The sequence below is a fragment of the Cryptocyanus atlanticus LEGE 06306 genome (genome assembly GCF_056633155.1).
Genome location: NZ_JBSJOZ010000002.1, coordinates 191,442 through 213,156, shown reverse-complemented (window position 1 = coordinate 213,156; position 21,715 = coordinate 191,442). Strand labels below are relative to the sequence as shown.

Genomic DNA, 21,715 nt, shown 5'->3' with positions numbered 1-21,715 from the left:
AGCCAGTCCCGCTGACCCACCCCGCCGGCGCTGGGTCAGATCCGGTTGAGCTTGCCGCTCACCAGCCCCTCCAGATCCAGGCTCACGGCGGTGAATCCGAACCCTCGGAACACCGCCACCAACTCCTCACGGGGCAGCCGCTCGAGCCATGAGGCGACCTGATCGGCAGGAACCTCGATCCGGGCCGTCTCCCCCTGGCTGCGCACCCGCAGCTCCCGCACGCCGCGGCGCCGTAACCAGTCTTCGGCGGCGGCGACCCGCTCCAGGCGACTCGCCGTGACGGGTTCGCCGTAGGGGAACCGGGAGGCGAGACAGGGCTGGGCCGGTTTGTCCCACCAGGGGAAGCCCAGGGCCTTCGAGAGCTGGCGGACCGCCGGCTTGTCGATGCTCAGCTCGACGAGGGGGGAGCGCACTCCCCGTTCCCGGGCCGCCCGGATCCCGGGGCGATGGTCCCCCAGATCGTCCAGGTTGACCCCATCAACCACCTGGACCGGGGGCCGGAGCGCCTCCGGGGTCCCCTCCCGCGACAGGACCGCCAGCAGCCGATGCAACTCCCGCTTGCAGGCGTAGCAGCGGTCGATCGGGTTGGCGGCATAGGCCGGATCCTCCAGTTCACCGGTGGGAACTTCCCGGTGCCGGATCCCCATCCAGGCGGCCTGCTGGCGTGCTTCCCGCAGCAGATGGGGGGCCAGGGCAGGGGAGACCCCGGTGACCGCCACCGCCCCCTCCCCCAGTTGCTCGCTGGCGATGGCGGCCACCAGGGCACTGTCGACGCCCCCGGAGTAGGCCACCAGGACCGAACCGAACCGACCCAGGAGCTGGCGCAGGGATGCCAGCTGGCCGGCCAGCGCAGGCGACAGGCTGTCCACCTGGGGATGCAGGGCCTGGGGGGGCATCGCCTCGCGAGCAGCTCGTTAGCATCCAACCGTAGAAGGATCCCCATGGCGGCGCTCTCCACCTCGGCCTCCAGCGGATCCACCCGGGCGATCGGCATCCGCACCGCGGCAGGGGCGAACGAGCGCAACCTCGGCCAACTGCACGTCTACGACGGGGACGGCAAGGGCAAGAGTCAGGCGGCCCTGGGCGTGGTCCTGCGCACCATCGGGCTGGGGATCTGCGAGCAGAAGCGCACCCGGGTGCTGCTGCTGCGCTTCCTCAAGGGTCCCGGCCGCACCTACGACGAAGACGGGGCGATCGAGGCGCTGCAGCAGGGCTTCCCCCACCTGATCGACCAGGTGCGCACCGGCCGGGGCGAGTTCTTCAGCGCCGAAGAGGCCACCCGCTTCGATCGCCAGGAGGCCCAGCGCGGCTGGGACATCGCCCGGGGGGCACTCGCCAGCGCCCTTTACTCGGTGGTCGTGCTCGATGAGCTCAATCCGGTGCTGGACCTGGGCCTGCTCGACACCGACGAGGTGGTGCGCGGCCTGGCCAACCGGCCGGAGGGGATGGAGGTGATCGTCACCGGCCGTGGCGCCCCCCGCTCCCTGGTGCAGATGGCCGATCTCCACTCGGAAATGCGCGCCCACCGCCGCGCCGGCGCCGAGGCGGGCGGTCTCGAGGGCATCGAGATCTACACGGGCGAAGGCAAGGGCAAATCCACCAGTGCCCTGGGCAAGGCCCTGCAGGCGATCGGTCGCGGCATCAGCCAGGACAAGAGCCACCGGGTGCTGATCCTGCAGTGGCTCAAGGGGGGCAGCGGCTACACCGAGGATGCCGCGATTGCCGCCCTGCGGGAGAGCTACCCCCACCTGGTGGACCATCTGCGCTCGGGCCGCGACGCCATCGTCTGGCGCGGCCAGCAGCAACCGATCGACTATGTGGAGGCCGAGCGGGCCTGGGAGATCGCCCGCGCCGCCATCTCCAGTGGGCTCTACAAGACCGTGATTCTCGATGAGCTCAACCCCACCGTGGATCTGGAACTGCTTCCGGTGGAGCCGATCGTTCAGACCCTGCTGCGCAAGCCGGCCGAAACGGAGGTGATCATCACCGGGCGCTGCAAGAATCCACCGGCCTACTTCGATCTGGCCAGCGTCCACTCCGAGATGGTCTGCCACAAGCACTACGCTGAGCGGGGTGTGGACCTCAAGCGGGGCGTCGATTACTGATCGATCAACCGGGGCCGATCAGTAGAGGGGCACGGAAGGATCCACCTCTTCGCTCCAGGCGTTGATGCCTCCCGCCACGTTCACTCCTTCGATTCCATGGCGGCCCAGGGCGATCAGGGCCTTGGCGGATCGGCCGCCCATCTTGCAATGGACGTAGAGCGTCTTGCCACTGGCGAGTTCACGGATCTCGTCGACGGCCTCACCACTCTCAATCCGATCGAGGGGCACCAGTACCGAACCGGCGATGGTGGCGATCTCGGCTTCGGGAGGATTGCGCACGTCCAGCAGGATGAGACTCTCCTGGCGGAGATCGATCAGGGCCTTGAGTTCTGCCACGCTGATGCTCGCCAGGCTGCCGGATTCCTCCTGGCCCGGAGCGGTCCCACCGACGCCGCAGAACTCCTGGTAATCGATCAGCCCCTCGATCACGGGCCGCTCCAGACTCGGACGCAGTTTCAGCTCACGGAAGCGCATCCCCAGGGCATCGAACAGCAGCAGACGGCCGCTGAGGGTGGTGCCGATGCCCGTGATGATCTTGACGGCCTCGGTGGCCTGGATCACCCCGATGATGCCCGGCAGCACACCCACCACGCCCCCCTCGGCACAGGAGGGAACCATGCCCGGCGGCGGCGGCTCGGGGAACAGGTCGCGGTAGTTCGGCCCGTCGAGGTGGTTGAACACCGTGGCCTGGCCCTCGAATCGGAAGATCGAGCCGTACACGTTGGGCTTGCCCAGCAGGACGCAGGCGTCATTGACCAGGTAGCGGGTGGGGAAGTTATCGGTGCCGTCACAGACCAGGTCGTAGGGCTCGAAGATCGCCAGGGCGTTCTCGCTGGTGAGCGCGGTCTCGTAGAGATCCACCTGGCAATGGGGATTGATCTCGAGAATGCGGTGCTTCGCCGATTCGATCTTCGGCTTGCCCACCCAGCTGGTGCCGTGGATCACCTGGCGCTGGAGGTTGCTGGTGTCCACCACGTCGAAGTCGACGATGCCGATGCGGCCGACGCCGGCGGCGGCCAGGTAGAGCAGCAGAGGCGAACCCAGACCTCCGGTGCCGACGCAGAGCACGGAGGCGGCCTTCAGCCGTTTCTGGCCCTCCATGCCCACCTCCGGCAGGATCAGGTGGCGGGAGAAGCGCGCCACCTCGTCGGGGCTGAGCTGGATGCTGGTGGTATCAGGGGGAAGCATGGCAACAGGCCTCGGGCCGCGGTCGGGCCGATCGATGCGGCCTTCCCTCCTACTCTCCCAAATCCCCGGTGCTGTCCGCCGCCCCGTCCGGATCCGAAGTCCCGCCAGGCACCGAAGGGACGCGTATCGGCAGCTCCCTGACGGCAGCCCGGCGGGAGTCCGGCGGGCCCGGCTCGCTCAGCCACCAGGCCCTCAGGTCGCCGGCCACGCCCAGGATCAGCATCAAAGTGGGTGGGAACGCCCAGTCGCGATCGGTGGGCGAGGGCACCGCCGGCCCGGCCGGATGACTGTGGACCGTGCCGATCACCTGCCAGCCCCGCCGCCGGCCCCACTTCTGGGCCAGCAGCTGCTCCCGGGGATCGATGCTGAAGCGCCGGCCCCGCTCGGCCGGCGGCTCCCAGACATTGAGACAGGGCCAGAGCGCCCGGATCCGCAGGCGGGAGCCGCCATCCCCCAGCAGCAACGCGCAGCCCTCGGCCGGCTTCGCCGCCGCCATCAGGGCCCGCAGAACGGTCAGCCGATCCGAATCAACCTCGAGCCGCTCTGGCCAGCCGGATCCCATACCGATACCTTGAGCCCTTGACTCTCACACCTTCGCCCTTTCGTAGATGAGCGACGTAAGCACCCACGAACAGGAGCAGACGGCCCCCGAGAGCGTTCCGCCGATGGCCGACGGCGAGCCCGCCGCCGGTTTCAGCGAACGCTACGGGGACATCCTCACCAAGGTGAACCAGAGCCTCGATCAGGTCGACTGGTCGCAGATCAGCCGCATCGGCAAAGGGGTCGGCGTTCTGCTGGCGGTGATCGTGGCCCAGGTCCTGATCAAGGGTGTGCTGGACACGATCAACCTCCTGCCCGTGGTGCCCGGCCTGCTGGAGCTCCTCGGCCTGGTGGTGGTGGGCAACTGGAGCTGGCAGAACCTTTCCACCAGTGAGAAGCGCACCAGCGTGATGAACCGCCTCCAGGCGATCCGCCAGGAGTACCTGGGCTAGCGCTCGGCGGCGGCCCCTTTCCCCGCGAGCAACCCGTCGATGACGGCCTGGGCCTGATCCCCATAGCCGCCCCCGAACAGATTGGCATGGTTGAGCAGGTGATACAGGTTGTAGAGGTGGCTGCGAAACCGCCAGCCCTGCGGCAGGGGCCAGGTGTGCTCATATCCCCGGAACAGGGCGGGGGGCAGACCGCCGAACAGCCGGGCCATGGCCAGATCCACCTCCCGATCCCCGCGATACACGGCCGGATCGAACAGCGCAGCCCGCACCGGTCCCTGACCCAGCAGACCCGTGTTGCCGCTCCAGAGGTCCCCATGCACGAGGCAGGGATCGGCCCCGTGGCCATTCAGCCAGTCCGCCGTGCGGGCAAGCAGCCTCTCGGCCCCGCTGAAGCGGCGTCCACGGCCGCCCGCGATGCGCAGCTGCACCTCCAGCCGCTGTTCCGTGAAGAACCGCCCCCAGTCCTGGGACCAGCCGTTGGGCTGGGGACCTGAGCCGATGAAATTGTCCCGGCTCCAGCCGAAGGCGGGACCGGCGGGACACCACTCCAGGCTACGGCGATGCAGGCGGGCCAGGGCGGCGCCGGCTGCCTCCCAGGCTTCGCCGCCGGAGCGGGAGCCCAGATCCAGCCAGTCCATCGTCAGCAGGGCCGTGCCGTCCTCCAGGTCACAGTGCAATGGCGCCGGAATCACCAGTTCGCCGGCCGCCGCCCGACGCAGGGCCTCGAGGCCATCCACCTCCGCCTGAAGCAGCGGCAGGGCCACGGCGGTGTTGGTCTTGGCGAAGAGGCGCCGTCCATCGGCGAGCTCCAGGGCCCAGGCGGTGTGGATGCAGCCGCCGGCCACGGTCCGGCAGGCCAGCAGGTCCGTGCCGAGCCTCCGTCGCACCCAGATCTGGAGGGCGTTGCGCATCGGGGCCCGGCGGTTGTTGCCAGCATGCCGGCCCCATGGCGTTCCTCCCCTGCGTGGCCGACCCCCTGCCTGACCCTGCGGCAACCTGTGATGTGGCGGTGATCGGCGCCGGCATCGCAGGGCTGAGCGCCGCGGCGCTGCTGGCCCGCCACGGCCTGCGAGTCCAGCTGCTCGAGGCCCACCACCAGAGTGGCGGCTGTGCCGGCACCTTCCGGCGCGGCCCCTACGTCTTCGACGTGGGGGCCACCCAGGTGGCAGGCCTGGAGCCCGGCGGCATCCACAGCCGTCTGTTCCGGTCGCTCGACGTGCCACCGCCGCCGGCCACCCCCCTGGATCCCGGCTGCGTGGTGGATCTGGACGACGGGACCGCCCCGATCCGGCTCTGGCGCGATCCGGCTCGCTGGCGGGAGGAGCGGCAACGGCAGTTCCCGGGGAGCGAATCGTTCTGGCGGCTCTGCGCCGCCCTGCACCGGGCGAACTGGGCCTTCGCCGGCCGCGATCCGGTGCTGCCGCCACGCAGCGCCTGGGATCTGGGCCAACTGATCGGGGCGCTGCGGCCCGCCAATCTGCCGGGAGCCCTGCTGATCGGATCGAGCGTGGCCGACCTGCTGCGGTGCTGCGGCTGCGCCGCCGACCCCCGGCTGCGGCGCTTCCTGGATCTGCAGCTACGGCTGTACTCCCAGGAGCCAGCCGGCGGCACCGCGGCTCTCTACGGCGCCAGCGTGCTGGCGATGGCCCAGGAGCCCCTGGGCCTGTGGCACCTCCAGGGATCGATGCAGGCCCTCAGCCAGAGTCTGGAGCAGGCCCTTGCCTCCGGCGGCGGGCAGCTTCGCCTGCGGCACCGGGTGGTGAGCCTGTCCCCGGCGGACGGGGACGGGACGGCCGGCTGGCGGATCGAGGGGCTGGGGCCCGGGGGCGGGCCCTTCCGGCTCAGCTGCCGGGAGCTGATCGTCAGCCTGCCGCCGCAGGCCCTGCCGGGGCTGCTGGGGGCGGCCCTGCCGCCGGGCTACCGCCGCCGGCTCGAGCGCGGGCCCGATCCCAGCGGCGCCCTGGTGCTCTATGGCGCGGTGGAACGCCACGCCCTGCCGCCGGAGTGCCCGCCCCATCTCCAGATCGACTGGCCCGACCCCGGCTCCCTGTTCGTCTCGGTGAGCCGCGAGGGGGATGGGCGGGCGCCGGCCGGTCAGGCCACGGTGATCGCCAGCGTGTTCACCCCTGCGCGAGCCTGGTGTTCCCTGGAGGAGAGCGCCTACGCCGAGGCGAAACGGAGGGCGCGAACCGGCATCGAAGCCGGGCTGGAGCGGCTGCTGGGACTCACGGCCGCGGACTGGCGCCACGCCGAGCTCGCCACTCCCCGGGGCTTCGCCCGCTGGACCGGTCGGCCGTTCGGATTCGTGGGGGGGCTGGGCCAGCATCCCTCCCGCTTCGGGCCGTTCGGACTGGCCAGCCGCACTCCCCTGCCGGGGTTCTGGCTCTGTGGGGATGCCATCCATCCCGGGGAGGGCACGGCCGGGGTGACCCTCTCGGCCCTGATGACCTGCCGGCAGCTGCTGGCCGGGCGGGGCCAGGCCCTGAGCCTGGTCCGGGGGGACCCAGCCGGCCCGTCTGGGCCCCCCTGAGCCGGCTTAGAGAAACTCCGGCCGCAGTTCCCGGCTGCGCTCCAGCTCCGCCTGTAGGGCCGGCCCGTCCTCGCGCCGCAGGCAGCCCTCGATCTCCCCCAGGGAAGCGCGGTAGCAGGCCAGGGCCTGCAGCAGGGCATCCCGGTTGTGCAGGGCCATCAGGACGCCGAGCTCCGGGTTCCCTCCGCCGACGCGGGTGGTGTCGGCAAAGCCACTGGAGGCGAGGGCGCGAACCAGGGTGGGGTCCGCGGCCCCCGCCCCACCACTCCGGTCCACCGCCAGCAGCAGGGAAGCGCTCACCAGGACGGGCAGGTGGGAGATCAGGGCCACCGCCCGGTCATGGGCGCTCGGGTCACATTGCAGCCAGCGGGCCTCAAGGGCTTCGGCCAGGCTCCGCACCGTCGCCAGGGCCTCCGGATCAGTGTCCGCCGCGGGGGTCACCACCCAGGGGCGGCCCCGGAACAGATGGCGCTGGCCGGCCTCCACCCCGGCCGCCTCCGTCCCCGCCATCGGATGGCTGGCGACAAAACGGGGATGGAGGCCCTGCCACCGGGCCAGGACCGCCGCCTTGAGCGAGCCCACATCGGTGACCACGGCATCCCGCGGCAGGGCCTCCAGCAGGGCACCCGGCGGATCCAGCAGGCGATCGAGGGGAAGGGCCAGCACCACCAGGCCGCACCCGTCCAGCACCGCGGGGTCGGTGCTGGCCCGATGGGCCAGCCCCCGCTGGCAGCCACGCTCGGCGGTTCCCTGCCGGTGCACCAGGGCCCGCACCTCCAGATCCATGGCCCCCAGATCGAGGCCGATGGAGCCGCCGATCAGCCCGAGGCCCACGACCCCCACGGGTCGTTCACGCCAGAGGGATGTCATCGCTGGTACGGCCGCATCAACTCAGCTTCCTACGATTCGGCGATGTTGGAAGCCCGCGCCCACCAGCAGCTCAAACAGCTCCTGCGTCAGGAGGGTGGAATCCGCTGGCCCCATCACCTGACCCTGAGCCGTCTGGTGGCCCGCAGCCTTCGCCGGGCCGACCACACCCTCATCCGGCTCGCCCCCGGCAGTGATCCCGACTGGCTCGTGGGCATGTTGGTGCCCCTGGCCCTCAGCGACGCCCCGCTGGCCCTGGTGGTGAGCGATGCCCTGAGACAGCGGTTGCAGCGGGTGGAGCTGCCCCGGTTGCGGACGGTGGGCCTCCACCTGCCCTGCTGGGAGGGATCGATCGCTCCGGCCGAGGCCCGCCTCTGGTTGCTCAACCACCGGGAGCTGGCGGAGGCCTGGCGTGCCGGGCAGCTGGGCGCTCGCCAGCTCGTGGTACCGGAAGCGGAGCAGCTGGAGCCGATGCTGCGCCTGGCCCTCGACCGGCCGCTTGCCGGCCGTCACTGGGAACAGTTGCGCCGCAGCCTCCCCAGCGCCGACCCCAGCCTGCTGGCCCTGCATCACCGGCTCAGTCAGCGGATCCTCGGCCACCCCCCCAGCCCCTCCGGCCTGGTACCGGTCGAGCCGGAGGAAGAGGCCCCTCTGCGCCAGCTGCTGGCGTTGATCGCGCCGCTGCCGGAGCCCTGGGACCAGTGGCTGGCGGCCCAGGGCCAGAACTGGACCAGCTGGGCGGCCGTGGACCGTCAGCTGCTCCACTGGACCCTGCACCGGCAGCCCCTGGAACCGCTCAAGGTGATGGGCGGGCTGCTGGAGGGACGCGGGGCGGTGCTGGTGGGACAACTGGGCCCCGAAGACGGGGTCGCCGGGCTGGCGCCCCAGGTGACGGTGAACCTGGCCGATCCCCCCCTGGCCGATCCCCTGCCCCTGTATGCCCCCCTGCGACAGCCGCTCCCCAACAGCCCCCACTACGGCGATCACCTGCTCGATCACGGCCGCCGCCTGGTGTTGGGGCAGGCGGGTCTCAGCGTGGTGCTGGTGGACGATCCGGCCCTGCGCCTGCCCCTCGTCAGTGCCCTGGCGGCTGAATTCGGCAGTCGGGTCGGTCACCAGATCACGGCGCCCGAGAGCAACGGGGTGATCTGCTGTGGCTGGTCCTGGTGGCTGGCACACCAGGAGCGCCTGCCACTTCCCTGCCAGGTGATCCTCGGACCGCTGCCCATCGCCAGCCTGGAGGATCCGCTGACGGCCGCTCGGGTCGGTCGGCTGCGGCGAGAGGGTCGGGACTGGTTCCGGGAGCTGCTGCTGCCCGAAGCCCTGTTCCGGCTCCAGCACGGTCTGGCCGGGCTGCGGCGCAGCGGCGGGCGGGCGGCGGTGCTGGACGGCCGGCTGCATGGCCGCAGCTGGGGTCGCCAGGTGCTGCAGGCCCTTGAGCCCTGGGTGGCCCTGAAGCGACTGCTTCCGGGCTGAGGAACTCGATCCGAACTTCTAGCCTGGGTTGACCCCGGCTAAGTGAAGACGATGGGAGAGGCACGGCGCCGAGCGGAACAGGGTCTGCCGCCCCGCGAGAAGACGAGCATCCGGCCGGTGGCAACGGACACCTCCGGGAGGCTGGCGCCCTGGCTGCCGATCACCCGCCGTCAGGCCGATCGCTTCGTGTCGCTCACGACGCGCGGAGCCTGGTTCGGGATCGGGGCCCTGGTGCTCTTCTGGGTGACAGTGCGGTTCATCGGCCCCGCTCTCGGCTGGTGGACCCTGGCCGACGGCCCCTGGATCCCACCCGACGCCCCTGGGACCTGGCCGTCCCCAGACCCCGGCCTGGACCGGAGCTGAGTCTTTCTACTCACAACAATCGAAAGAAAAGCTTAGGATTGCGGCAACCATCGAGCCGTCCCATGTTTCCACGCCTCGCCGAGCACTACCGCTCCGTGGTGCAGGATCTGGTCATGAGCCTGCAGGCCCTGGCCAGCAGTCTTCAGCGCAAGGGGCTCGTGGCCACCTGCTATGTCTGCGGCGATGGTCGCGATGGTCATGGGGCCTCCTTCGTAGCCGACCTGGGCGACGGGCACATGGTGCGGTTTCTGGTCTCCGACTTCGGCATCAGCTGGGTCGAATCCCGCAATGGCCACGAACTGGTGAAGCTCGAGGGCGCCGATGCGATCCAGGAGCTCCAGCGTGTCGCCCTGTTCCTGCAGCAACCCAGGCCGCTGTCGCCGGAACGGAATGGGACCACCTCCAGCCGGCTGGAGGCTCCCGCCGCCTGAGCGGGAGCAGGGACGCCTGGCCAGTGAGTAGTTGCGCAGCCCAGTTCCACCACGCCAGCCAAGGCCACTCAGCCCAGCTCGGCCATGACCTCCGGGTCTGCTCCATCTGACGGTTCAGCCGACACGGCAGCCAACCGGGCAGCTGCGGCAGTGAGCGGCTTCATCGAATTGGCCGTCACATCGGCCCCTTCGGTGAGCTTGCGACGCACCTCGGCCTCGATCAGCTCCTTGCGCTCGGGGTTCTGCTCCAGCCAGGTGATCGTGTTGTCGCGGCCCTGGCCGATGTTGTCGCCCTCGTAGCTGTACCAGGCTCCCTTGCGGATCACCACGCCCGTCTCCTCGGCCAAATCGAGCACACAGCCGAGGGTGCTGATGCCGCGACCGAAGAGGATGTCGAACTCAGCGATGCGGAAGGGAGGCGCCACCTTGTTCTTCGCCACTTTCACCTTGGCCCGGATGCCGTATTCCTCCGTGCCGCGCTTGAGGGTCTGGATGCGACGGATGTCGAGCCGCACCGAGGCATAGAACTTGAGCGCGTTACCACCGGTGGTGGTTTCCGGGCTGCCGTAGGTGACCCCGATCTTCTGGCGCAGCTGGTTGAGGAAGATCACCGTGCAGCCCGACTTGCCGATGTTGCCGGTGATCTTGCGCATCGCCTGGCTCATCAGCCGGGCCTGGCTGCCCACGGCCAGATCCCCCATCTCTCCTTCGATCTCAGCGCGGGGTGTGAGAGCCGCCACCGAGTCGACCACGACGATGTCGACGGCGGCGGAGCGCACGAGCTGATCCACGATCTCCAGGGCCATTTCGCCGGTGTCCGGCTGGGACACCAGCAGGTTTTCGACGTCGACCCCCAGGGCCGCGGCATAGACGGGATCGAGGGCATGCTCGGCGTCCACGAAGGCGGCCACACCGCCGCGGCGCTGCGCCTCGGCGATGGCATGGAGAGTGAGGGTGGTCTTGCCGGAGCTCTCCGGGCCGTAGACCTCCACCACCCGGCCCTTGGGATAGCCGCCACCGAGGGCCAGATCGAGGGTGAGGGCACCGGTGGAAACGGTTTCGACCCGCATGCGGGACGCGTCACCGAGGCGCATGATCGAGCCCTTGCCGAAGTTGCGCTCGATCTGGCCGAGCACCAGATTCAGAGCCTTGTCGCGCTCGGCGGCTCCGGCGGCACCCGCACCACCCGCTGCACCGTTGGTGGAGGAGCGGGGGTGGGTGGTCCTGAGGTCGGTGCTCTTGTGATCGGCGGGCATGGGTCAGGGGATGGCGAAAGAATGGACCGGGGACGAACGGGCCCCGGACGGGACCGGCGGCGGCCTCACGGATCAGATGCCACCAAAGCCGGCCGGCGTACCAGTGGCGGCCGGCGTACCAGTGGCGGCCGGCATACCAGTGGCGGCCGGCATACCAGTGGCGGCCGGCCGGTGACCGGATGGCGGCTGGGAATTAGTACAGGCGTACGCTAGCGGATCAGGGCCAGTCCGCCAAGGGGGCCTCGAAGTGGGGGCGATCCAGCAGGGTGATGCCCTCCGGCAGGGCCACCGCGTCGTGGGGCCCCAGGTAGCCCCAGGACACCAGGAAGCAGCGAACGGCCTCCAGTCCCGGCGTGGCGCGCACCGCCTCAAGGGTGGCCCGCCTGTCCTCGATGAACCGGAGCGGACGCCCCAGCTCCCCCAACTGCAGCAGCACCTCCGGTTTGCTGCCCCGCTCGTGGCCGAACAGATCCAGGGGGATGAGCCCATGGGCCGCCAGGAGCTCCGCGGCGAAGGCCCCGCCCTTGGTGGTCAACACGACCCAGTCGGCCCCCTCGTCCTGCAGCGCCGTGAGGCGTTGGATCACACCCGGGTAGGGCCGGTGCAGACCCAGCCAGTGCCCTCGGTCGGTGGCGATGGCCTGGCGGCGCACCGCCTCCAGCGCCCCCTGAAGCGGCTCGGGCGACCAGCCCCAGATCCGCAGGGCCCCGACCAGGGCGGCGGGGTAATCATCCAGAGCGGCGGCGGGATCGAAGCCGCCACGGCCCAGCTCAGCGGCCAGCAGCACCATCTCCCAGCCCCTGTGGATCAACGGCCTCAGCCGGGCGAAGGCCGGCGGAGCCTGCTCGGGCAGCGTGAGGGTGGAGCTGAGCCCCAGGGCGGTCTGCCGGGCCGACCACCAGTACTCGGCCATGCCGTCCACCAGCACGCCGTCGAAATCGAAGACCAGCAGGGGGCCCGGTGGCACAAGAGGAGATCAGAACTGGGCCGCTAGGATTCGAACCTAGGAATGGCGGGACCAAAACCCGCTGCCTTACCACTTGGCGACGGCCCAACGCTCCAGCGGTGACCGTCAGGCGAGGGGCTGATCCAGGGACTGGATCAGCGATCCAGGGACTGGATCTCGGCCGGGACGGCACGGGGCCGGGTGCCCTGATAGTTACCCACAGCGGGCCGTCCTTCGTCAATCTCTCCGGCGGCGGGGCTCAGCGGGGAAAGACACGCAGCCGCTGGTGCTCGCCGCTGCCGAACTCGGCGCTGCTGAGGCCATACCGGCTCACCTGCTCCGCCTGGATGCGACGCACCCTGCCGCTGCGGGGAAGCAGCTCCACCGGCTGCCCCCTCGGCAACACCACCTGCTCCACCGCCAGCCGACATTCCTCCATCGCTCCATGGGCGTCATCGGGGGAGACCGGCGGCACCGGCCCCGCCTGCTCACGGCTCCGGCGCAGCAGACGCTCCACCCCCCGCTGGATCTGGGGAAGGGTGTCGGCCTTGATCACGAGGATGGGCACCCGGTGATCCCGGGCCAGTCGCCTCAGTTCAGGGTCACGGCCCAGCTGACGGCGCAGGCTGAGCACCGCATCGGCCTCGGCCACTGCCATCACCCGCTCCACCGGCAGCTGGCGGCCGCGGATCACCTGCTCGAGCAGCTGGGCCTTGACGCCGCAGCAGAACAGACGCAGCGGCGGCACCGGAGCCTCGACCTCAGGGCTCGGCCGCTCCCGGTGGGGAGACGGCTGGGCAGGGTCGAGCGGGGGCACCGGCGCCAGGTTCCCGGAATCGGGTGGGGGCGGAGCGGCTCGCGGCGGCGGCGGGTGGACAGGATGGCCTGGCCTGGGTCGGGAGACCGGCGGGATGGGCGAGGGGTCCTCGAGCCGCAGCCGTCCGTCCCCGTCGAGTGCCCGGGCCTGGGGGCGGGCCGGCAGTCCCCGCAGCTGCAGATCCACGCTGCGGGCCACGTCGCTGTGGACCAGCCAGCGGCCGCGGCTGTGGATCTCCACCGCCACCGAAAAGGTGGGTTCGGCGCAGCGTTCCAGCACCGACTTCTGCGAGCCGCGACGCCGGGCCTCCTCATCGCCGAGGGTCACCGACTGGATCCCCCCCACCAGATCGGCCAGAGTGGGATTCTTGATCAGGTTGGCGAGTTCATTGCCGTGGGCCGTGGCCACCAGCTGCACGCCCCGCTCGGCAATGGTGCGGGCCGCCAGAGCCTCGAGCTCCGTGCCGATCTCATCGATCACGATGACTTCGGGCATGTGGTTTTCCACCGCCTCGATCATCACTTGGTGCTGCAGTTCGGGTCTGGCCACCTGCATGCGCCGGGCCCGGCCGATGGCCGGGTGAGGAATGTCGCCATCGCCGGCGATCTCGTTGCTCGTGTCGATCACCACCACGCGGCGCTCCAGCTCATCGGCCAGCACCCGGGCGATCTCGCGCAGGGCGGTGGTCTTGCCGACCCCGGGCCGCCCCATCAGCAGCAGGGATCGGCCGCTGTCGAGCAGATCCCGCACCATCGCCACGGTGCCGTACACGGCCCGCCCCACCCGGCAGGTGAGCCCCACCACCTCGCCGGCCCGGTTGCGGATGGCGCTGATGCGGTGCAGGGTCCGTTCGATGCCAGCCCGGTTGTCGCCGCCGAAGGCCCCCAGCCGGGTCAACACCGCCGCCAGGTCGGAGCGCTCGATCACCCGCTCCGCCAGCAGAAGAGTCCGGCCCGGGAAGCGCGCCTCCGGGCGGCGGCCGAGATCGAGCACCACCTCCAGCAGCTGGTCCCGGGCCTCGATGGCCTCCAGGGCCTGACGCACCCCTTCGGGGAGAACCTCGAGCAGGAGGCGGAGGTCATCGGTGACGCGCTGAACGGAGGGCACCGGAGCGGGGGACCGGGGTGGAGCCTGGGGGAAGAACTGGGGCAGGGCGGGGGCGACGCAGGTTCAGATCCGGTCTAGCCGGGATGCCCGGACCAGGGAGCGATCCGGCGCGACGGGGCCATGGGGCCGGGGAGCCGCGGGTATGGTTTCCAGCGCGGTGCAGGGTCCCAGGGGGACAGCGAGGACCCGATGACAACAGAGCTTTCCGCCCCCTCTTCCCCGGGTTTCCGGCAGGCCGTGGGGTCCAGGGGTCTGCGCCGGCTGATGCTGGCCTTCTTCTGCTCAGGCTTCGGGTCCCTGCTCTGCCAGATCATCTGGCAACGCATGCTGGGGATCTTCGCCGGCTCGGACACGGTCAGTGCCGCCCTGGTGGTGGGAGCCTTCCTGGCCGGTCTGGGAGTCGGCTCGATCCTGGGCGCCAAGGTGGCCGACCGGGTCAGTCCCACCCAGGCCCTCACCTGGTTCGCCCTCTGCGAGATCGGTGTGGCGGTCTGCGCCCTGCTCTCAAAGCCCTTCCTCTACGACTGGCTGGCCATGGGCCTGGCCGGCCGGATCGACAGCCAGCTGGCCATCTTCGTCCTCTGCTTCCTCGGCCTGGTCATCCCCACCACCTTGATGGGCGCCTCACTGCCGCTGCTCTCCCGTGCCGTGGCCAGTTCCCTGGAGACGGTGGCGGAGCGGATCTCGCTCCTGTATGGCCTGAACACCCTGGGTGCTGGCCTGGGGGCCCTGCTCGGCGGCTTCCTGATCGTCGGTCGGATCGGGTTTGTGGCCTCACTTGTTCTGGCGGCGAGCCTGGATCTCGCCGCGGCTCTTCTGGCCCTGAGTCTGCGGGCCGGCCTGCGCCGGGCCGAGGCGGCCGGCCTCAGCCCCGGGGGCGTCGGGCAACCCACCGGGGCCGGGGGAGACGCGTCCCCCGCGCGGCAGCCCGAGGCGGGGCCGGCCGAGCCCTTCGGTGGTCTCAGGCTCTGGTGCGCGCTGGTCTTTCTCTCCGGTTACGTGATCGTGGCCCTGGAGATCGTCTGGCTGCGGGTGCTGGGCACCGCCGGGCAGTACCACGCCTACCTCTTCCCGACGGTGCTGGGCATCTTCCTGATTGCCGATGGCATCGGCATGGCCGTGGCGGCCCGGCTGGTCCGGAGGATGCGGGACCCCAGGCCGGCTTTCTTCATCACCCAGGGGGCCGGCTTCCTGGTGGCCATCGCCTTGATCCTGCTGCTGTGGCAGGCCCTCCCCTTCTGGCCCATGAGCGTGATCCTGCCCGGAGGCGGCGCCTACCTCAGCCCCGATCTGCTCTGGCCCCGCTTTGTGGTGGCGGTGCTCCTCGTCGGGCCGCCGGCCTTTCTGATCGGCATGACCTTTCCGTTCGTCCAGCGGGCGGTCCAACAGGATCTCCGGGATGTGGGGGCCCGGGTGGGCTGGGTGCAGCTGGCCAACATCGCCGGCAACGCGGCGGGATCAGTCCTCACGGGCCTGATCACGCTCCATGTGCTCGGAACGGCCGGCACCCTGCGGTTGCTGGCGGCCCTCTCCCTGGCCCTGCTGCTGGGCTGGCTGTGGCGGGGTGGTCGGGGACGCCGTCCCGAGATGGTGCTGGCCGCAGGGGCGGCGGCGGCCCTGTTCATTCCAGGCAACCAGGCGTTCTGGGATCGGGTGCATCGGCCGGCGCCCGGACAGGACGGGCTCTGGTCGGAGGACCGCAGCGGAGTGGCCTACTTCCGCGCCGATCCCACCGACGGCTACGGCAAGTTCGTCATCCAGGGCCATACCCAGGGAACGGTGCCCTTCTACCCGCTGCACACCCTGCTCGGCAGCCTGGGACCCCTGATCCATCCCGATCCGAAGCAGGTCCTCCTGGTGGGCGTGGGCAGCGGAGGCACCCCCTGGGGGGCCCTGGTGTCCGAGCGGACCGAGGAGGTGGTGGGCATCGAGCTGATCAAGCCGGTGCTTTCGGTTCTCGACCAGCTCGGGGCCACCCAACCCGATGGCCCCGTGGCCGCTCTGCTGGCCGATCCCCGCCTCCGCTTCGTCTACGCCGACGGCCGCCGCGAGCTGGCCAGGGACCCGAAGCGGTACGACGTGATCGAGGCCGACGCGGTCCTGCCGATGACCTCCCACTCCGGCCTCCTCTACAGCAGGGAATTCATGGAGCAGGTGCGCGCCCGCCTCAAACCGGGGGGCCTCTTCGTGCAGTGGGCCCCGACCGGCCGGGTGGTGAGCACCTTCATGGAGGTCTTCCCCTATGGGGTGATGCTGCAACCCGCCAACATCCTGATCGGCAGCAACGAACCGCTCGTCTTCGACGAACGCCGCCTGCTCGGCAGACTGCAATCGCCGGAGGTGGTCGCCCATTTCCGCCAGGGAACGCCGGAGTTCACCGCCGATCAGGCCCAGCAGGCGATCGCCGGGCCCCACCTGCGCTGGGATCCCTCCAGCCCACGCCAGGGAAGCGTGCTCACCGATCTGTTCCCACGCGACGAGTTTTTCATCAACCAGCCCGAGATACCGGTCGAGTCAGTCGTCAAGGCTCCCTCCCGCTGAAGTGCGCCGTGTCCGCCGCAACCAAGGCCCCACCAGCGTTCCCGCCAGGGTGAGGGCTTCCGGCCACAGATCCGGCAGTTCGAGCAGGCGCCGGCCCCGCCCCGCCGCCTGCTCCAGCAGGGGCGCCAGCAACTGCCGTGCGGCACCCCCGAACGCCACCCCCGCCACCCTGGCCCCAGCCCAGGCATCCCGTTCCAGCAGGGTGATCGTGCTGCCGTTGGTGCCCCCAGCCAGTTGCAACGGCCCGGGGGGCGCCAGCGGGATCAGCCGGGCGGCCAGACGCACCGCCGCCTGGGCCATGCCGGGCCCCACATCCCCACTCATCGGCCGCCCATCGAGCTGCCAGATCGGGCGGAACCCCTCCCGGAGCACCAGGGCCCGGCGAAGCCGGAGTTCGCCGGCCAGGGCGGCGGACGCCCCCGGCGAGTCCTCACCGCAGCTCACCGCCAGGCGCTTGAGTGGCACGCCGGAGGCCACCACCTGCTCCAGGCGGCGCGCGAAGGCGGCGACGCGGCCGGCCCGGGTGTGCAGCTCCACGGCGTCGGGTCGGAGGCGAGCCAGCAACGGGGCCACGGCCTCGGCGGCCAGCACCTGCCCCCGCTCCTCGATCAGCCCGTGGGGGCAGGCCGGCCGGCAGCGCCCGCAGCCATAGCAGCGCTCGGCCAGCACGCCCCCGTCCGGGGGGATGGCTTGGGCCGGACAGACCCGCTCACAGGGACGGGAACAACCGGGCGGGCAGACACGGGGATCGAACCAGGCCTTGCGGAAATGGGGATCCTCTCCATCGCTGAGGCTCACCATCAGCCAGGGAGCCGGCCGGCGTCCCCCCCCCTGGTCTCGAGCCCAGGCGAGGCCCCGCCGCGCCACCGCCACCACGGCGGGATCGGCCGCCACATCGATGCAATGGACCCCGGCCAGCGCATAGATGCCAACCAGATCCTCGATCGCGACCAGGTCCTGGTTGCTGGCGCCGCAGATGAGTTTGACCCAGCGACCCCGGGCCAGGGCCTGCTCGGCCGACAGCCGATCCGGCGAAGCCGGCTCATCCCCCAATCAGCGCCTCCAGGGGTTGCCAACGCAGGCTGCGTGAGCCGCCCATCTCGGCCACGATCCGAAGCCTGGGCTCCCGGCGGGTCAGCGCACAGAGCGAACCCAGCTCAGCCAGGGAGAGCACCTGGGCTTCGAGAAGCCAGAGCAGCATGGGCCGCGTTCCCTCCAGGAGGGCACCCAGCTGGGGCATCACCCGCTGCACCTCGCCGACCGCGGCTCCACTGCCTCCGATGCTGTGGTGCCCCAGATGGGGGGGGCGCACCCCGTGGGTCTGGAACAGGAACGCTTCCGGATCCCCCAGGCCCCGCGCCGAGGTGATCTGGGCTCCGTAACCCGCCGCTCGCATCCGGCGCAGCAGCCGGGTCTCGGCTCCCCCCTCCAGGGGGGCGTAGAGGGCGAGGGCGCCGGCCTGCTCCAGCTCCTGACGGAAACGACGACCGGTGAGCAGCAGGGGCATCGACGCCTCCGAATTCAGTCCGGCAAGTCTGGCAGGCGATGCCGGGGATGGGTGAAGGTCATGGGGTATGGTTGCCCCTTGTGCAACCGCTGTGTGCCCGTCCGCTAGCCGGGCCTCCAGAGCGCTGCACGGAGTCGTCGCTGGCGATGGCTCCTCCAGGCCAGTGCGGCCCGGCCGTCGTTCAGGGCCATCCCTGAACGACGGCCGCCAAGCCGCCGGGATACTGCCGCCCGATCCCGGATCGGAGCGGACAAGTCCCAGCCCGCTGTCTCGCCAACCGCTAGCCCAACCGCCATCGCCCTGACCCGTTCAGAGTGATGGGGAAGCCAGAGTCTCCCCTGGCCCAGCGCGTCTGATCGATACAGCCCCAGGCGGCCCGTGCCCCCTTCCCCGGGAGCCGTGCCGTAGTCCTGCTGGCGTTTCTTCCCCCCATGTCTTTCGGCATCCTCGGGACGAAACTGGGCATGTCCCAGTTCTTCGACCCGGCCGGCAAGTCCATCCCGGTCACTGTGATCGAGGCGGGCCCCTGCCGCATCACCCAACTGAAGACCCCCGCCACCGACGGCTACACCGCCGCCCAGATCGGTTTCGGCGAGATTCGCCAGAAACTCGTCAACCGGCCGGCCGCCGGCCACCTGGCCCGGTCCGGCGAAGAGCTTCTCCGTCATCTCCACGAGTACCGCCTCGAGTCCCTCGACGGCCTCGAACTCGGTGGCGCCATCACGGTCGAAGCCTTCGAGGCCGGCCAGAAGATCGACGTGAGCGGCGACACGATCGGCCGGGGGTTCTCCGGCTACCAGAAGCGCCACGGCTTCAGCCGCGGCCCGATGAGCCATGGTTCCAAGAACCATCGCGAGCCGGGTTCCACCGGCGCCGGCACCACCCCCGGCCGGGTCTACCCCGGTAAGCGGATGGCCGGACGCTACGGCGGCAAGCAGATCACCACCCGCGGGCTCACCATCTTGAAGGTGGACGTGGAGCGCAACCTGCTGGTGGTGAAGGGGTCGGTGCCCGGCAAGCCCGGGGCCCTGCTCTCGATCCGTCCCGCCCTGCGGGTCGGCGCCAAGGCCGCGAACTGAGGAGAACCGTCATGCTGCAATGTGTTGTTCGCGATTGGCAGGGGAACGAGGCCGGCACCGCCAGCCTTGACCTGAAGGTCGCCAAGGAATCCTCCGCCGCCGCCCTGGTGCACCGCGCCCTGGTGCGGCAGCAGGCCCATGCCCGTCAGGGCACCGCCAGCACCCTCACCCGGGCCGAGGTGCGGGGCGGCGGCCGCAAGCCCTACAAACAGAAAGGCACTGGACGGGCCCGTCAGGGTTCGATCCGAACACCCCTGCGCCCCGGTGGCGGTGTGGTGTTCGGGCCCAAGCCCCGCTCCTACGCCCTGAGCATGAACCGCAAGGAGCGGCGTCTGGCCCTGCGCACCGCCCTGGTCAGCCGCTCGGCCGATCTGGTCGTGGTCAGCGGCTTCGGTGCTGCTCTGGAGACCCCGAGCACCCGGGAAATCGTCGCCGCCCTGCAGCGCCTCGGCGTGGCGGCCGGCAGCAAGGTGCTGATCGTGCTTGATCAGCCCAGCGAGGTGGTGCGCCGCTCGGTGCGCAACCTCGAGACGGTCAAGCTGATCGCCGCCGATCAGCTCAATGTCTTCGATCTGCTCCACGCCAGCACCCTGGTGCTGAGCGATGAGGCCCTCGCGCGGATTCAGGAGGTCTACGGCGATGTCTGAACGTTTTGCTGGACGGCTCGCGGATGTGATCCGCCGGCCGTTGATCACCGAAAAGGCCACCCGGGCCCTGGAATTCAACCAGTACACCTTCGAAGTGGACCCCCGGGCCGCCAAACCCGAGATCAAGGCCGCGGTTGAGCACCTCTTCGAGGTGCGGGTCGTCGGGGTCAGCACCATGAACCCGCCGCGCCGCAGCCGGCGCGTCGGTCGCTTCGCCGGTAAGCGCGCCCAGGTGAAGAAGGCCGTGGTGCGTCTGGCCGAGGGCGATGCCATCCAGTTGTTCCCAGAGGCCTGAGGGGTCTGAATCGTCATGGCAATCCGCAACTACCGCCCCTACACCCCCGGCACCCGCGGCCGCGTCGCCAGCGACTTCACTGAAGTCACCGAGCGGCGGCCGGAACGGTCCCTGGTGGTCGCCAAGCACCGCCAGAAGGGCCGCAACAACCGTGGGGTCATCACCTGCCGCCACCGTGGCGGCGGTCACAAGCGCCGCTACCGCCTGGTCGACTTTCGCCGCGACAAGCACGGCGTGGTGGCCAAGGTGGCCGCCATCCACTACGACCCCCATCGCAACGCCCGCCTGGCGCTGCTCTTCTATGTCGATGGTGAGAAGCGTTACATCCTGGCCCCCGCCGGGGTCGCCGTCGGCCAGTCGGTCGTCTCGGGCCCCGAAGCCCCGATCGAAGTGGGCAATGCCCTGCCCCTCTCCTCGATCCCGCTCGGTTCCAGCGTCCACAACGTGGAGCTCTACGCCGGCCGGGGTGGCCAGATGGTCCGCACCGCCGGCGGCAGTGCCCAGGTGATGGCCAAGGAGGGTGATTACGTCGCCCTCAAGCTGCCCTCCACCGAGGTGCGCCTGGTGCGGCGGGAGTGCTACGCCACCCTCGGTGAGGTGGGCAATGCCGAAGTGCGCAACACCAGCCTGGGCAAGGCCGGCCGCAAGCGTTGGCTAGGCCGCCGCCCCCAGGTGCGCGGCAGCGTGATGAACCCCTGCGATCACCCCCATGGTGGTGGCGAGGGCCGCGCCCCGATCGGCCGCTCCGGACCGGTCACCCCCTGGGGGAAACCGGCCCTGGGCCTGAAAACGCGCAAGCGGAACAAACCCAGCAATCGGTTTGTGCTGCGGAAACGTCGCCGCACCTCCAAGCGGAGTCGCGGAGGACGGGATTCCTGATGTTCCACACCGATCTGCTGTCTGCTTAAACCACCATGGGACGCTCACTCAAGAAAGGACCCTTTGTCGCCGACCACCTTCTGCGCAAGGTCGAAGCGCAGAACAGCGCCGGCGACAAGACCGTGATCAAGACCTGGTCACGGGCCTCCACCATCCTGCCGATGATGATCGGCCACACGATTGCCGTTCACAACGGCAAGAGCCACGTGCCGGTGTATGTCACCGAGCAGATGGTGGGCCACAAGCTGGGGGAATTCGCCCCGACCCGCACCTTCCGCGGCCACATCAAGGACAAGAAAGGTTCCCGTTAAGGAGCGCATCACCATGGTCAACACCTCTCCCCCCAGCCAAGAAGCCCGCGCCCACGGCCGCTACATCCGCGGTTCCGTGTCCAAGGTCCGTCGCGTGCTCGATCAGATCCGCGGTCGTTCCTACCGCGAGGCCCTGATCCTCCTCGAGTTCATGCCTTACCGCTCCACAGGCCCCATCACGAAAGTGCTGCGCTCGGCGGTGGCGAACGCTGAGCACAACCTGGGCCTCGATCCCGCCACCCTCGTGATCAGCAACGCCATCGCCGACATGGGTCCGTCCCTGAAGCGATTCCGGCCCCGCGCCCAGGGCCGTGCCTACGCCATCAAAAAGCAAACCTGCCACATCAGCATCGCTGTGGCCCCTACCGCCTGACCCCC

Annotated in this window: 22 protein-coding genes, 1 tRNA gene and 1 pseudogene; 13 read left to right on the top strand and 11 right to left on the bottom strand. The window is 70.3% G+C overall.

Going from position 1 to position 21,715, the window contains the following annotated elements; genetic code table 11:
* Positions 1-35: 35 nt before the first annotated feature.
* Positions 36-896 carry an ATP-dependent sacrificial sulfur transferase LarE gene (gene larE, locus ACWJI7_RS03805; protein ID WP_479935500.1) on the bottom strand — a complete coding sequence of 287 codons (861 nt, stop codon included), beginning with the start codon at positions 894-896 and terminating at the stop codon, positions 36-38.
* Positions 897-941: 45 nt separating this feature from the next.
* On the opposite strand from larE, the gene ACWJI7_RS03800 reads away from it, so the two are divergent.
* Positions 942-2,105: a cob(I)yrinic acid a,c-diamide adenosyltransferase gene (locus tag ACWJI7_RS03800; RefSeq protein WP_479935498.1), complete on the top strand. Its 1,164-nt coding sequence runs from the start codon at positions 942-944 to the stop codon at positions 2,103-2,105.
* An 18-nt stretch (positions 2,106-2,123) separates the two neighbouring features.
* On the opposite strand, the gene moeB is transcribed toward ACWJI7_RS03800, so the two are convergent.
* The gene (moeB, locus tag ACWJI7_RS03795) at positions 2,124-3,293 is read right to left on the bottom strand and encodes a molybdopterin-synthase adenylyltransferase MoeB (RefSeq protein WP_479935496.1); all 1,170 of its coding nucleotides are present in this window, start codon (positions 3,291-3,293) and stop codon (positions 2,124-2,126) included.
* A gap of 49 nt (positions 3,294-3,342) precedes the next feature.
* Positions 3,343-3,855: a M67 family metallopeptidase gene (locus ACWJI7_RS03790; protein WP_479935495.1), complete on the bottom strand. Its 513-nt coding sequence runs from the start codon at positions 3,853-3,855 to the stop codon at positions 3,343-3,345.
* A 46-nt stretch (positions 3,856-3,901) separates the two neighbouring features.
* Between ACWJI7_RS03790 and ACWJI7_RS03785 the strand changes: the two genes are divergently transcribed.
* Complete coding sequence (locus tag ACWJI7_RS03785; protein WP_479935493.1) at positions 3,902-4,285, top strand: CAAD domain-containing protein; 384 nt, start codon at positions 3,902-3,904, stop codon at positions 4,283-4,285.
* Here the strand turns inward: ACWJI7_RS03785 and ACWJI7_RS03780 are convergent.
* The gene (locus ACWJI7_RS03780; RefSeq protein ID WP_479935492.1) at positions 4,282-5,196 is read right to left on the bottom strand and encodes a fructosamine kinase family protein; all 915 of its coding nucleotides are present in this window, start codon (positions 5,194-5,196) and stop codon (positions 4,282-4,284) included. The two genes, ACWJI7_RS03785 and ACWJI7_RS03780, sit on opposite strands and share 4 nt — an antisense overlap.
* Before the next feature lie 35 nt (positions 5,197-5,231).
* Here ACWJI7_RS03780 and crtD point away from each other — a divergent pair, with 35 nt between their 5' ends.
* A complete protein-coding gene (gene crtD / locus ACWJI7_RS03775; RefSeq protein ID WP_479935490.1) occupies positions 5,232-6,815 on the top strand; it encodes a C-3',4' desaturase CrtD in 1,584 nt (527 codons plus the stop codon).
* A 6-nt stretch (positions 6,816-6,821) separates the two neighbouring features.
* Here crtD and ACWJI7_RS03770 read toward each other — a convergent pair whose 3' ends face one another.
* Positions 6,822-7,685 carry a prephenate/arogenate dehydrogenase gene (locus tag ACWJI7_RS03770; RefSeq protein WP_479935488.1) on the bottom strand — a complete coding sequence of 288 codons (864 nt, stop codon included), beginning with the start codon at positions 7,683-7,685 and terminating at the stop codon, positions 6,822-6,824.
* Positions 7,686-7,727: 42 nt separating this feature from the next.
* On the opposite strand from ACWJI7_RS03770, the gene ACWJI7_RS03765 reads away from it, so the two are divergent.
* The 3 genes and pseudogenes from ACWJI7_RS03765 to ACWJI7_RS03755 all read left to right on the top strand — a co-directional run bounded on the left by ACWJI7_RS03765 (position 7,728) and on the right by ACWJI7_RS03755 (position 9,952).
* The gene (locus tag ACWJI7_RS03765) at positions 7,728-9,158 is read left to right on the top strand and encodes a helicase (RefSeq protein WP_479935487.1); all 1,431 of its coding nucleotides are present in this window, start codon (positions 7,728-7,730) and stop codon (positions 9,156-9,158) included.
* 51 nt (positions 9,159-9,209) lie between these two features.
* Positions 9,210-9,458: pseudogene (locus ACWJI7_RS03760) on the top strand (DUF2839 domain-containing protein); the annotation flags it as partial.
* 125 nt (positions 9,459-9,583) lie between these two features.
* Positions 9,584-9,952: a DUF1815 family protein gene (locus ACWJI7_RS03755; protein ID WP_479935485.1), complete on the top strand. Its 369-nt coding sequence runs from the start codon at positions 9,584-9,586 to the stop codon at positions 9,950-9,952.
* Between the two features lie 68 nt (positions 9,953-10,020).
* On the opposite strand, the gene recA is transcribed toward ACWJI7_RS03755, so the two are convergent.
* The 4 genes from recA to ACWJI7_RS03735 all read right to left on the bottom strand — a co-directional run bounded on the left by recA (position 10,021) and on the right by ACWJI7_RS03735 (position 14,078).
* Positions 10,021-11,208 carry a recombinase RecA gene (recA, locus tag ACWJI7_RS03750; protein ID WP_479935483.1) on the bottom strand — a complete coding sequence of 396 codons (1,188 nt, stop codon included), beginning with the start codon at positions 11,206-11,208 and terminating at the stop codon, positions 10,021-10,023.
* Between the two features lie 217 nt (positions 11,209-11,425).
* A complete protein-coding gene (locus ACWJI7_RS03745) occupies positions 11,426-12,175 on the bottom strand; it encodes an HAD family hydrolase (RefSeq protein ID WP_479935481.1) in 750 nt (249 codons plus the stop codon).
* Between the two features lie 15 nt (positions 12,176-12,190).
* A tRNA-Gln gene (locus ACWJI7_RS03740) sits at positions 12,191-12,262 on the bottom strand.
* Positions 12,263-12,413: 151 nt separating this feature from the next.
* Positions 12,414-14,078, bottom strand: coding sequence for an AAA family ATPase (locus ACWJI7_RS03735; protein ID WP_479935479.1), 1,665 nt, complete (start codon positions 14,076-14,078; stop codon positions 12,414-12,416).
* Positions 14,079-14,267: 189 nt separating this feature from the next.
* Here ACWJI7_RS03735 and ACWJI7_RS03730 point away from each other — a divergent pair, with 189 nt between their 5' ends.
* On the top strand, positions 14,268-16,619 hold the full coding sequence (locus ACWJI7_RS03730; protein ID WP_479935477.1) for a fused MFS/spermidine synthase: 2,352 nt from the start codon (positions 14,268-14,270) through the stop codon (positions 16,617-16,619).
* Here ACWJI7_RS03730 and ACWJI7_RS03725 read toward each other — a convergent pair.
* A complete protein-coding gene (locus ACWJI7_RS03725) occupies positions 16,593-17,672 on the bottom strand; it encodes a Light dependent period protein LdpA domain-containing protein (RefSeq protein WP_479935475.1) in 1,080 nt (359 codons plus the stop codon). The genes ACWJI7_RS03730 and ACWJI7_RS03725 overlap by 27 nt on opposite strands.
* Positions 17,662-18,126 (bottom strand): NAD(P)H-quinone oxidoreductase subunit N, encoded by a 465-nt coding sequence (ndhN, locus tag ACWJI7_RS03720; RefSeq protein ID WP_479935473.1) that lies wholly within the window; start codon positions 18,124-18,126, stop codon positions 17,662-17,664. Before ndhN ends, ACWJI7_RS03725 begins: the two co-directional genes overlap by 11 nt.
* Positions 18,127-18,557: 431 nt before the next feature.
* On the opposite strand from ndhN, the gene rplC reads away from it, so the two are divergent.
* Genes rplC through rplV form a run of 6 tightly spaced genes read left to right on the top strand, consistent with a single transcriptional unit; the run spans position 18,558 to position 21,710 of the window.
* Positions 18,558-19,205: a 50S ribosomal protein L3 gene (gene rplC, locus ACWJI7_RS03715; RefSeq protein ID WP_479935471.1), complete on the top strand. Its 648-nt coding sequence runs from the start codon at positions 18,558-18,560 to the stop codon at positions 19,203-19,205.
* 11 nt (positions 19,206-19,216) lie between these two features.
* Complete coding sequence (gene rplD, locus ACWJI7_RS03710) at positions 19,217-19,852, top strand: 50S ribosomal protein L4 (protein WP_479935470.1); 636 nt, start codon at positions 19,217-19,219, stop codon at positions 19,850-19,852.
* On the top strand, positions 19,845-20,147 hold the full coding sequence (locus tag ACWJI7_RS03705; protein WP_479935468.1) for a 50S ribosomal protein L23: 303 nt from the start codon (positions 19,845-19,847) through the stop codon (positions 20,145-20,147). The genes rplD and ACWJI7_RS03705 overlap by 8 nt, the downstream gene beginning before the upstream one ends.
* 15 nt (positions 20,148-20,162) lie before the next feature.
* Positions 20,163-21,026, top strand: a complete 864-nt coding sequence (gene rplB / locus ACWJI7_RS03700; RefSeq protein WP_479935466.1) for a 50S ribosomal protein L2 — start codon at positions 20,163-20,165, stop codon at positions 21,024-21,026.
* 35 nt (positions 21,027-21,061) lie between these two features.
* Entirely contained in the window at positions 21,062-21,337 is a 276-nt protein-coding gene (gene rpsS, locus ACWJI7_RS03695) for a 30S ribosomal protein S19 (RefSeq protein WP_479935464.1), read from the top strand.
* A gap of 13 nt (positions 21,338-21,350) precedes the next feature.
* Entirely contained in the window at positions 21,351-21,710 is a 360-nt protein-coding gene (gene rplV / locus ACWJI7_RS03690) for a 50S ribosomal protein L22 (protein WP_479935462.1), read from the top strand.
* Positions 21,711-21,715 lie beyond the last annotated feature (5 nt).